This is a genomic window from Acaryochloris sp. IP29b_bin.137, assembly GCF_028285745.1.
Classification (GTDB): Bacteria; Cyanobacteriota; Cyanobacteriia; order Thermosynechococcales; family Thermosynechococcaceae; genus Acaryochloris.
The window spans coordinates 1-9,189 of sequence record NZ_JANQOP010000217.1; the positions used below are offsets into that span (position 1 = coordinate 1).

10 protein-coding genes are annotated in these 9,189 nt (G+C 49.0%); 8 read left to right on the plus strand and 2 right to left on the minus strand.

The annotated features are described in order from the left end of the window. Window positions 1-210 precede the first annotated feature (210 nt). Entirely contained in the window at window positions 211-1,335 is a 1,125-nt protein-coding gene (petC, locus tag Q0991_RS25200; RefSeq protein ID WP_366524968.1) for a cytochrome b6-f complex iron-sulfur subunit, read from the minus strand. A gap of 80 nt (window positions 1,336-1,415) precedes the next feature. Beyond that, entirely contained in the window at window positions 1,416-1,616 is a 201-nt protein-coding gene (locus tag Q0991_RS15075) for a DUF2892 domain-containing protein (protein WP_299489641.1), read from the minus strand. Window positions 1,617-2,270: 654 nt separating this feature from the next. Here Q0991_RS15075 and Q0991_RS15080 point away from each other — a divergent pair. The 8 genes from Q0991_RS15080 to Q0991_RS15115 form a co-directional block, all read left to right on the plus strand. After that, a complete protein-coding gene (locus tag Q0991_RS15080; RefSeq protein WP_299489643.1) occupies window positions 2,271-3,575 on the plus strand; it encodes an FAD/NAD(P)-binding oxidoreductase in 1,305 nt (434 codons plus the stop codon). Window positions 3,576-3,608: 33 nt separating this feature from the next. Further along, window positions 3,609-3,941, plus strand: coding sequence for a metalloregulator ArsR/SmtB family transcription factor (locus Q0991_RS15085; protein WP_010480380.1), 333 nt, complete (start codon window positions 3,609-3,611; stop codon window positions 3,939-3,941). Then, entirely contained in the window at window positions 3,938-5,287 is a 1,350-nt protein-coding gene (locus Q0991_RS15090; RefSeq protein ID WP_299489646.1) for an efflux RND transporter periplasmic adaptor subunit, read from the plus strand. Before Q0991_RS15085 ends, Q0991_RS15090 begins: the two co-directional genes overlap by 4 nt. Before the next feature lie 278 nt (window positions 5,288-5,565). Beyond that, a complete protein-coding gene (locus tag Q0991_RS15095; RefSeq protein ID WP_299489648.1) occupies window positions 5,566-6,075 on the plus strand; it encodes a hypothetical protein in 510 nt (169 codons plus the stop codon). Window positions 6,076-6,120: 45 nt separating this feature from the next. After that, a complete protein-coding gene (locus Q0991_RS15100; RefSeq protein ID WP_299489649.1) occupies window positions 6,121-6,654 on the plus strand; it encodes a DUF3122 domain-containing protein in 534 nt (177 codons plus the stop codon). A 107-nt stretch (window positions 6,655-6,761) separates the two neighbouring features. Beyond that, complete coding sequence (locus tag Q0991_RS15105) at window positions 6,762-7,169, plus strand: SCP-2 sterol transfer family protein (RefSeq protein ID WP_299489651.1); 408 nt, start codon at window positions 6,762-6,764, stop codon at window positions 7,167-7,169. Between the two features lie 241 nt (window positions 7,170-7,410). Beyond that, the gene (locus Q0991_RS15110; RefSeq protein WP_299489653.1) at window positions 7,411-8,106 is read left to right on the plus strand and encodes a 4Fe-4S single cluster domain-containing protein; all 696 of its coding nucleotides are present in this window, start codon (window positions 7,411-7,413) and stop codon (window positions 8,104-8,106) included. A 96-nt stretch (window positions 8,107-8,202) separates the two neighbouring features. Continuing rightward, window positions 8,203-9,189, plus strand: a 987-nt coding sequence (locus Q0991_RS15115; protein WP_299489655.1) for a nitronate monooxygenase family protein, incomplete at its 3' end; no start/stop codon positions are given.

Below are 9,189 nucleotides of genomic sequence, written 5' to 3' on the forward strand. Positions count from 1 at the left end.
CAACTGAAACCCCATAAACGACTCAATTACCAGAGAGGCATGAGGGCGCTATCACTGATTCAGACCACATTGTGAAACCCTTGTCATCCCCAAAGGCCATCCACACTCCGCCTGGTTGAGAGGTAAGCGCATCCTTTCTTGTTGATTTCTCGTTTTACTAAGGTGCTCACTGCCCCAAAGACATAGCCTTAGTTGTATTGGGGTAGTCCGCTAAACGGTGGTGCGGGTAGGACTGTGGGCAGAAATATAATCGAGGACGAACTGCTTGATTTGCGGTTGAGCATCTAAGTTGATGCCCACTGCCTTGCTGATTGATAACACCCTATCTGCCGTCATCCCCTCATTCAGGGCCATAAATATCAACGCCATTGCCCCGGATCTCACACCAGTTTTGCAATGAATTAAGATGGGTTTCGGCAACTGGCCTATCGTTGCCAGCACTTGATCGGTTAACGGATCCGTGATCTGGGCTGGATTGACGGGAATATGGGCATACTGCAGTCCTGCGCTTTCCACCAATTGCTGTTCATTGTCTAGAAAGCCAGGTTCATTGGGTGATCTCAAATTCAATACAGATCGATATCCCGCTTGGGCTGCCTGCTTCAGTTGATTTGGACTTAACTGTGTCGTGGCGACACTCAAAGACTCATTCAGTTGGATCATTTCTTTGGCAAGCTCCGTTTTAGCAGCATCAGTGGGTTGAGAGGGGTTGGGATTTTTCACCCACCAAGGTGTTTCACCCGTTCGTGGATCAATGTCGTTCCAGGGCGCAATCCAGATTGCATCTCCGTCTACCCAAACCCGAGATAACTTCAGTGGTCTGTTCGCTGGACCCCGTTGCACCGAACCATCAGGGGCAAATCGAGACCCATGACAGGGACATTGGAACTGTTGATCCACCTCATTCCAGGGAAAGGTACAGCCGAGGTGGGTGCAGTTGTCTACCACTCCCATCTCAGATAGCGTGCCATCATCTTGAACCGTTAAATAGGTGGGCTCTCCCGCAAGGCCCGCAATCAGGGCACGGGTCCCCGGTGGATTTGCTAAAACTTGTTGGGCGGGGATGGGTTTACCGTGAATGTCCTTGGCGAGAACGGCACCACTGTCGTTCTCTTCAGAAGGGGGAATGAAAAATTTAGCCCCAGGGTATAAGACCGATACGGCTGTGATGGCGACCACGGAGCCCGTCAGAAAATTGAGCAGTTGCCGTCGCGACATTGATGGACTTTCTATCAAAAGTTTGTCATCAATCGGATGGACGGGAGACGCCTCTTCAAGGGGAGAATCGCTCTTGGAGCTTAAGGAAGATTCAAAGGGAAGACTATCATCCACCATGTATATACCTCCGTAACGGTAAAGTGATTTTTTCAGGGTGAGGTTTTGTTCAAAGCAGTCAAATGGTTAGTCCTTACCCCTTATGACTGACAGGTTTTGATACCCAGCAAGCCATAGAGAGGGCAAACGCCGACAAGGGCAGTGAGTGCTGGGATAGCGGAAAAGATCGCTAAGCCAACGCCTAAAGCTGTACCGCCATAAACCCCAAGCCCTAGATAAAGCAAAAGCCCTCCCAAGCTCAGGCGTAACAGACGGTCAACAATTCCAACATTCGTAGACATGGTTACTTCCTCCTAGATGTGTAGATCGAGGAATTGATTAAAATTTCATATTTATGATTATATAACTAATTAGCAATTAAAGCAGCAAGGTGTTTTTATGTGATGCTAAGGGATAAAGATATTGCTTTGTATCAGAAAAATGTATACTGGGAGAGTATTTGAGCGTTATCCACGCTAGGAATGAGCTTAGTGCATGGTCTGTAGAACTATGGGCATAAACTATCAGTCTATGTCTAAGTTTTTCTATTAATTAGCGTCCCAGCTCTACTGCAATATCAAAAAGCCACCTGAAAAAAAGCTCATTCTATAACTGTACTTCAGCTGATTAATAGTATAGCTATTTAGCTATATACATGAATCTATCTTTGGATAGAAGACAAAATAGGAAAGCAAATCTAGAACAGTATCATTGCCTTCTGATAGCTCTAGCCCCTTCTATGTAAATTAGAGACAGAATGTTGTATTCAACAAGTGCAGTCACATCTAAGTTCGAGTAAGGTTGGTTCTAAGACTAGGATTGAAGACAAAGCTAAAATAATTTGACTATATCATTAGTTAGTTATATAGTATATAAAGCTCAAGATAAAATTTGCAGCTAGTTCACAAATTTGACTAAAAGCTTTTTTAAGACCCATCCTTTCGGGAGGAATAAATATGGCCCATATTGTTGTCATTGGTGCTGGGCTGGCTGGGTTGCCGACTGCTTACGAACTGAGGTATCTGTTACCCCGCCAACAAAAAATTACACTCCTTTCCAACACGCCCAAATTCACCTTTCTTCCTTCCCTACCTTGGGTGGGTCTGGGTTTGACGCCACTGGAGCAGGTTCAGCTAGAGGTGGAGGAGCTGGTGACGAAACGGGGAATTGAATGGCTACCCGAAGCAGTGACCCAGCTTAATCCTCATACTCAAACCGTCCACACTAACTCTCAATCGTTGGACTATGACTATGTGGTTATCGCTACGGGGGCTGAGTTAGCGTTAGATGCCGTACCCGGATTGGGACCCGACAATGGATTTACCCAATCGGTCTGCAATCCTCACCATGCCTTAATGGCCAATGCTGCTTGGCAAGATTTGTTGAAAAATCCAGGCCCCTTGGTCGTCGGTGCAGTCCCTGGGGCAAGCTGCTTTGGCCCCGCCTATGAGTTTGCCTTGTTAGCGGATTATATTCTTCGTCAGCAGGGATTGCGTGACCAGGTTCCCATTACCTTTGTGACGCCAGAACCCTATGCGGGGCATCTGGGGATTGGGGGGATGGCCAACTCTAGTCAACTGGTAACCCAGTTGATGGCCAAAAGAGAGGTGGAAGTCATGGAAAATTCAGCCATCACTCGCATCACTTCCCAGGACATTTACTTAGCGAACGGTCATACACTACCCTTCCGGTATGCGATGCTGCTCCCTCCGTTTCGGGGTCCACGATTTGTCCGCGAGGCAGCAGGTTTGGGGGATGCCAAGGGGTTTATTCCCGTATTGCCTACCTATCGACATCCCGTTTTCCCGTCAGTCTACGGTGCAGGTGTCGTGACCCATTTGGCCCCTCCAGAGGTAACCCCCATTCCCATTGGGGTGCCAAAGACAGGGCAAATGGTCGAGGCTATGGGGATGGCTGTAGCCCACAACATTGCATTGGAGCTAGGGGCAGTCTTTTCACCCCCTGTCGCGCCCACCTTAGAAGCGATTTGCTTTGCGGATTTTGGAGACACGGGATTACTCTTTTTGGCCGACCCCGTTTTACCTGATCCAGAGACGGGGCAGCGACGCCGTGCTATAACGCTAGGCGGTCGCTGGGTCGGTTGGATGAAAACAGCTTTTGAGCGCTATTTCCTGGCCAAAATGCGTTGGGGGTCTGCTGTTCCTTGGTTTGAGCGCTTAGGTTTAAAGGCTGTGGGTCTATCTCTGTTAGAAGCAGTGCCAGAACCTCACACTGTCCCCAAGGATGTCCTGAGTCATTGAAGGCTCGCTACTTGACCACAGGAGGCAATGGTCATGACTATTCATCCTCATGATCTGGAGCAGTTGGCACAACATTTCAAAATCCTGGGTGAACCCACTCGCTTGCAGATTTTATCCACCCTCTGTAATCAAGAACGGAGTGTGCAAGACATTTGCCAACAGACGGGTTTGCATCAGGCCAATGCCTCTAAACATTTGCGGCTGATGAAAGATGCTGGAGTAGTCGCCTGCCGCAAAAAGGGAATATGGCGCTACTACCGCATTGTTGCACCGGAGGTTCTGAGCCTCTGCCATCGGGCTCAACAGGCTCTGACAACTTCAGAACCCGAAAAATCTCAGATGGAGGTTGTAGAGGAATCGCAATGAATTTTATCTCTCCTAAAGTAAAGTCTTTAGTCACCCCTTCACAACTCAAACGCTGGGGATTGCTTGCCCTACTGTTTACGATGACAAGTAGTACTGCCTGGCTATTACTAAATAGGCGTCTACCTGAGGAAACACCCGCTGCTGCCAGTACACCTGTAGTAGTGAAAACTGCGATCGCCACTCAACGCCCCATAGTCGTAAATCGGACCCTCACGGGTACCGTTGAATCGGCTGAAACGGTCACCCTCACCAGTCGAGTGATGGGCCAAATTCGGCAACTGCCAGTCCGAGAAGGCGATGTCGTTCAAGCTGGACAACGGATTGCTGAAATCGACGTCCGCGATATCCAAGCCCAACAGCAGCAAGCCACTGCTGCGATTCCTCAAGCTCAATCAGCGGTCAGTATTGCCCAATCAGCAAAACTGACTGCCCTAGCTCAAAAAAATCAGGCCCAAGCCCGTGTCCAAGAGTCTCAAGCCCAACTGACCGAAGCGCAAGCCGAACTCGCGGATGCCCAACTCCATCAAAAGAGGATGGCCATGCTACGCCGCGAGGGAGCGGTAAGTCAATCTCGCCTAGATGAGGCAAATACCCGCTTGTCAGTGATTCAGGCCCGCATCAGTCAAGCGAAAGCAGGTCTGACTCAATCCCGCACAACGGTGAAGCAAGCCCAATCTGCCGTGAATCAGGCCCAAGCTCAAATCCGTCAGGCTCAAGCCCAAGTTGAACAAACCCAAGCCGAAGTCAAGCAAGCTCAAGCCAACCTTGACTATGGGACGGTGATTGCTCCCTTCTCAGGCGTAATCACACATAAATATACCGAAGTGGGGGCAATGGCAGGTCCCGGCGAATCGATTGTGAAGTTGGAACGCAGCGGACAACTCAGACTGAGTGTTGATGTTCCTGAATCGCTTGTGGGGCAGATTCAACGGGGCCAGTCCGTCTCAGTCCAAATCGATGCACTCAATCGCCAGATCGCTGGTCGCATTAGCCAAATCATCCCTGCTGCCGATCCGAGATCTCGGAATTTTACCGTTAAGGTCGCCTTGAAGACGACCCAAGACTTGCTGCCAGGTATGTTTGGTCGGTTGCAGTTCAGAGCCACTACTCGTCAAAATACTACTGCCCGTCAGGGCCTCATGATTCCTGAAGACGCGCTAGTCAAGCAATTTGGGGTCACAGGGGTATTCAAAGTCGTAGATCACCAAGCCCAGTTTAATCCCATTACCATGGGGCAGATTACGAGTAAATCTGTGGAAGTCTATTCGGGACTGGAGAAGGGAGATCGCATAATTGTCAATCCCAGTCCCAAGCTTGAGAACGGAACAGCTCTCCAAGTGAGTTAAAAGTTGCAAGAGTTTTGAGTGTTGAGTTTCGCATGAAATAGCGTCAGTACAGACACAAAGATTGTGTTCAATATATCGTTATACTGCTATATAGTTATTTAACTGTATAATTGAAGTAGGTTGCACTTTAGCACCGATTTCAACCTTCGATATGGCACCTGAGACGTCTGAGGTTGTAATACGGACTCAAGCTTTATAAGTCTGATACTGTCCTTGCCCAGCCTGTTAATGACTTAGCCATATTTTTCTCAATCTATAAAGGAAAGGAGGAAACTCTAATGAAATGGATTCTAATTTCGATATCAATTGCCCTTTTGGTCGGTGCGATAATCGCTGCTCCGGTCTATGCCCAGGGAATGCCAAAATCGTCACCTGGCCACCACCTTACTTCCCAAAGACCAAGAGACTTCAATCCTGATACTGTTGAAACGATTAGTGGCAAGATTGTTCGTGTTGATCAGGTTGCTAGTCAAGGTCGGCGCTCTGGAAAGGGAGTGCATTTATCCGTGGAAACGTCGGATGAAACGGTAGATGTCCATTTAGGGCCATCTTGGTATCTTGATGAGCAGCAATTTAATCTCAAGTCTGGAGATCCCGTCGAAGTCACTGGCTCTAAAGTTACTGATGCTAGTTCCCCCACCCTCATTGCCGCCAAAGTGAAATCTGGGGACACCAACATTGACCTCAGAGATGAAAACGGTATGCCCGCTTGGAGAGGGATGGGACGAGGTAAAGGCATGGGCAGAAATAGAGGCAATGGCAGAAGTCCTTGGAGAGCAGCTCAGTAAGGATCTGTGCTCTCGTGGCTGTCAATTATAGGAGGATTCTGAAGGATGGGATGTCACATTCGCAAAACGCTGTCTTGGTTCCTGTTATTGGGGGTTATGGTCTTCCTGGTACTGCTGGGGATAGGGCGTTTCACAGCCCCACCCGCTTTGGCCCTAATAGTGCAACAGGAAGAGAGTGCGAACCAAATGCTCTACCAGTCCCGACAGACCTTAAAGGATCGCAATGAGTTGAGTTGGCAGGCAATCGCGTTTAAACGCATCCGTCCCAATGGGGAGGTGAGTCTCAACCTGCGATTGGTTGGCTTTCCCGGTGCTGTCGAGGTGGAGCATCCCCATCCTTTAACCCTGAGAACATCTTTAGAGCAAACGTTCACTGCCACTGATGTGACCCAAGAAATCTCTCCAGACAGCCTACTGGCTTCTAATGTTGGTCAGTATGATTTGCAACCAATTTTGCCCCAATTGTCAGAGGTGATTCCACTGCAATTATCTTTGCCAACTACGAGTGGCTCAACGGTGGTACTGGATATTTCGCCTGATGTGATTCAAGAATGGCAAGCGGTGGCTGCTTATACCTAAAGTGTTGAACCGAATAAATGCACCAAAGAGTGCAGTCTGACTAGTGCTTCACCATTGGTTCAACCTAGTTATACCTAAAGCTCGTAGTAGCTAATGGAGGTCAATTGATGAATGAACTTTTCTCACCTGAGTGGATGCAAGCCTACCTGGAACAGTGGAATGCTGAGCCCGAGTTGACTGATACACTAGAACGCATTAATTTTAATTCCACCATCGGCTATGGTTTCACCAATACGGCTACCCCGACGGGTGTTCTCACAGTAGAGAATGGCTGGGCGATCAAAGCGGGTCCCTATACCAACCAAGCCCTGAACTGGGACTTGCGGGCTACCCCAAAGGACTGGCAAAAATGGCAAGCCAAGGGTTTAAGCATGATGGGGCTAAGCATGGCCTACATGAGCGGCAAGCTCAAGTTTGAGGTGGGCGATTACAGCTCGATGATTAAAGATCCGCGCATGGTTGGCCCTTTCCTGAAGTCCTTTTCCGTCATGGGTCGTGTCTTGAGCCACGTCTGAAGTCGATTTCCAATACTCAACAATCAGCCCAGTATGCATTGTAGGGCTATGGTAGCGACTAAATAATTGATCCAAGAGGTTATCTACTCGACCTGGATTTGTACCTAACGGTTGAGTGCTGAGTGGAGCATAGTCAGAGCCTGAAAGGGAGATTCTGGCCTTGTTGGGCAGTCTTTTCCGCTTGGTCTAAGCCGTAACTCCAGATGAACCTTACACCGCTCATCTATCGGTAGCTAAAACCATGAATATACAGAATAACCTGCCACCCATAGCTCTCGTGGATATTCCTCCGGGATATCTGAACATCATGGGATATGTTGATGAATCTGAAGTGAATGGTCCCGGCTGTCGAGCCGTTGTCTGGGTCCAAGGGTGCCATCGGGCCTGTCCGGGTTGTTTCAATCCTGATTCATGGTCGTTTGAAATCAACCAGTTAACAGCTGTGGACATCCTGGCCCAGAAGATTCTCAGCAATCCCCGCAATGAAGGCGTTACTTTTTCTGGTGGTGAGCCTTTCTGGCAAGCGTCTGCACTCACTGAATTGGCCCACAAGGTCAAAGCTGCGGGGCTAAATGTGATGTCATTTACGGGATTTACGCTGGAGCAGTTACAAGAAGAATCTGCTCCACTTGGTGCCCAAGATCTGCTGGACCAGTTGGATATTCTCATTGATGGACCATTTATAGAAATACTAAAAATTCACTCTCCCGATTCTCCTGTTGCGTCCAGCAATCAGCGCATTCATATCTTCAATCCAGCCTTCAAGGACAACATCACTTGGGCGAGTAATCAACTGGAGATCCATGTCCTTCCTGATGGACGTCGGATCCTTACGGGTTACCACGGTCAGTTGAGTCGTTCGAGGAAGAATGAAACTCATAAAAATCAAAAAAACAATCTGAGCCAACCCCAAGATCAGATCGATGACGTTGGGTGAGAGCTGGTGGTTTGTCTGCGACGCACTATTAAATCAAGCGAGGGTTCCAACTCTTGAGACAGAACTTCAATTTCTGAACCTAATGAGGAAAAAAATATGACGACTCTTCCCGCCCTTCAAATTGGCCAATATACAGCTCGCTATCCCATTATTCAAGGAGGGATGGGCATCCGCATCTCTGGGGCAAAACTGGCTGCTGCTGTCGCCAATGCAGGTGGTATCGGCATTATCTCCGCCGTGGGTCTAGGGCTGAACTCCCCCTACTTCGACCCAAACCAGAAAGCGGGACGCAACAGAAGGGAACAATTTTTTGAAGCCAATCGATTAGCCCTCATTGATGAATTAAACTCAGCCCGTATTCTCAGCCCAGAAGGCATCATTGGCATCAACATCATGGTCGCTGCCCAGGATTACGAGACCCTGGTTCGCACTGCTGTCGAACATGGAGCCAATTTAATTATTGCGGGCGCAGGGTTGCCTCTCGGATTGCCTGCCTATACCCAGGATCATGCTGAAGTTGCGCTAGTTCCAATTGTGTCCACTACGCGCGCCGCTAGACTTATCTGTCAAAAGTGGCAGCGCCAACATCACCGTCTGCCCGATGCCTTCATTGTCGAAAATCCCCAAACGGCAGGGGGGCACTTGGGAGCCAAACTAGAAGATCTCAATAGCCCTCGCCTAGCAGCGAAACAGGTGATTCCTGAGCTTACCAACTATCTCCAATCGGAAATCAGGGAAGAGATTCCCGTAATTGCAGCAGGCGGTGTCTGGGACCGAACGGATATTGACTGGATGCTGGCATTGGGAGCCAGCGGCGTTCAGATGGGCACGCGATTTATCACCACGGATGAATGTGATGCCGATCTTCGGTACAAGGAGTTTCACCTCCACGCCCATCCCGAAGATGTGGTCCTAGTTCCTAGTCCCGTGGGGATGCCGGGAAGAGCGTTACGGAATTCTTTTGCCGAACGAGCAATAGCTGATTCCCCTGATTTAGAGAAGCGATGCCTCACCAGTTGTTTGCATGTTTGCCGCTGTCGAGACACCCAAGAGACCTACTGCATTGTGAGGGCATTAGACAGA

What these genes read in the sequence shown, in the direction of transcription:
- petC (WP_366524968.1), bottom strand. Translation starts at nt 1,335, where the DNA reads ATGGTGGATGATAGTCTTCCCTTTGAATCTTCCTTAAGCTCCAAGAGC.
- Q0991_RS15075 (WP_299489641.1), bottom strand. Translation starts at nt 1,616, where the DNA reads ATGTCTACGAATGTTGGAATTGTTGACCGTCTGTTACGCCTGAGCTTG.
- Q0991_RS15080 (WP_299489643.1), top strand. Translation starts at nt 2,271, where the DNA reads ATGGCCCATATTGTTGTCATTGGTGCTGGGCTGGCTGGGTTGCCGACT.
- Q0991_RS15085 (WP_010480380.1), top strand. Translation starts at nt 3,609, where the DNA reads ATGACTATTCATCCTCATGATCTGGAGCAGTTGGCACAACATTTCAAA.
- Q0991_RS15090 (WP_299489646.1), top strand. Translation starts at nt 3,938, where the DNA reads ATGAATTTTATCTCTCCTAAAGTAAAGTCTTTAGTCACCCCTTCACAA.
- Q0991_RS15095 (WP_299489648.1), top strand. Translation starts at nt 5,566, where the DNA reads ATGAAATGGATTCTAATTTCGATATCAATTGCCCTTTTGGTCGGTGCG.
- Q0991_RS15100 (WP_299489649.1), top strand. Translation starts at nt 6,121, where the DNA reads ATGGGATGTCACATTCGCAAAACGCTGTCTTGGTTCCTGTTATTGGGG.
- Q0991_RS15105 (WP_299489651.1), top strand. Translation starts at nt 6,762, where the DNA reads ATGAATGAACTTTTCTCACCTGAGTGGATGCAAGCCTACCTGGAACAG.
- Q0991_RS15110 (WP_299489653.1), top strand. Translation starts at nt 7,411, where the DNA reads ATGAATATACAGAATAACCTGCCACCCATAGCTCTCGTGGATATTCCT.